At 28.3% G+C, this 1,510-nt stretch carries 2 protein-coding genes; both read right to left on the bottom strand.

Going from position 1 to position 1,510, the window contains the following annotated elements; all coding sequences use genetic code 11:
* The coding region (locus DIU01_RS09535; RefSeq protein ID WP_290833849.1) for a DUF2461 domain-containing protein at window positions 1-665 on the bottom strand (665 nt) is incomplete at its 3' end.
* Between the two features lie 49 nt (window positions 666-714).
* Window positions 715-1,510 (bottom strand): DUF3667 domain-containing protein (locus tag DIU01_RS09540; RefSeq protein ID WP_367221925.1); only part of this gene is annotated, 796 nt, incomplete at its 5' end.

Here is a 1,510-nt window from a genome sequence, read left to right on the forward strand (position 1 = left end):
GTTTCTAAAGCACGTCTCAAAAAGTCATTCATCGGTTTTAACGCAATTAATTTTTGAGCAATTTTTTTGCTAAAATCAGCTTCAGTGAACATTTTATCATCGATTTTTTGTGATGCTGTGTAACTTTTCAGCTTTAAAAATTCAATCGCAGGATGATTGGGATCGAAATCTTTTGGTGCTTTTTTTAGCGTATTATTTTCATCACGAGTTAGTTCTTTGAATTCTTTCTTAAACGTTTTATCAGAAACAATTTCTTCTAAATCGTCGTGAAAAAATTCTATTTCTTTTCGAATTAATTTCAATTCATTAGGTTCTGGGCACCAAACTCCGCCTGCTATAAATGACATTCCTTTTTCGTAATGAATATAATAACCCGGGCTGTTTTTTCTGTTTTTATTTTGTGTAAACCAAACGCCCATATTGGTTTTATATGGCGATTTATCTTTACTAAAACGAATATCACGATTAATGCGAAACGTACAATTTTTAACTTCCAAAGGTTCTAATGTTGGATCTAAAAGTTTCATTTCTGCCAAGATAGAAGCAATGTACGCATGATAGTCCTTTTTATAATCTTCATAACGTTTTTTATTAGCATGCATCCACTCGGTGTTGTTGTTTGCAATTAAATCTGCTAAAAACTGAAGTGCTTCTTTTGTTATCATATTTTCAGTAAATGAGTTAAGTAGGTCAAAAGTTTATAACTTATAATTTTTAATTTGGTTTAATATAGTTAATTGCATCTGGACCTTTAAATACTAGTACAATAATAACTGCCAATATTATAAGAATAAAATATATAATAGTTAAGAAAAGCAATATTAGTAAAATTCTTAATAGTATAGTTTTTAAGGACTTGTCAATGTAAAAAGCTTTGTAAAACCAAACCATGCTTATGGGTATTATTAGCATGCCTAATGATGATATCATTTGAAAAGTAGCCGGACTATCTTTTAAAAAAAATAATATTGGCGAAAAAAATAAAATGGTAACAATTGTATAAAAGGAAAATCCAAAGGCATTCATAACCACATGTTCGAAATAATTTTGTCCCCATTTTCTAAAAATCAAACTGGTTAAAATTGCCATAAGAGGTATAAACAAAAGCATGATAAATGAATTGTAACTTGCCATAAACGATAGCATATCAGTCATCAATTTACTATTCATTTTTTGATTTTCATAAAAACTTTTTAAAACAGCATCCATGCCTACTATTTTAAAGGAAATAAATGCAGATATTCCACTTAAAATAAATGCTAACGAAATTGGTTTATAATGGTTGACTCTATTTCCATCAATGAATTCTCTCGCTGTTTTTCCAGGATTTTTTAAAATATTTTTAATGGAATATAAAAAACCTTTATTGGTGTGAATTGTCGAATATTGTATTTCATCCCAAATATATTTTCTATCAATTCGTTTATACTTTTTTTGACCACAATTACTACAAAAGTTTTTGTCTACTGCTAAATTACAGCTATGGCAAATTGATGCTGATGTTAATTTA

This window comes from Flavobacterium sp. (genome assembly GCF_003525665.1).
Classification (GTDB): Bacteria; Bacteroidota; Bacteroidia; order Flavobacteriales; family Flavobacteriaceae; genus Flavobacterium.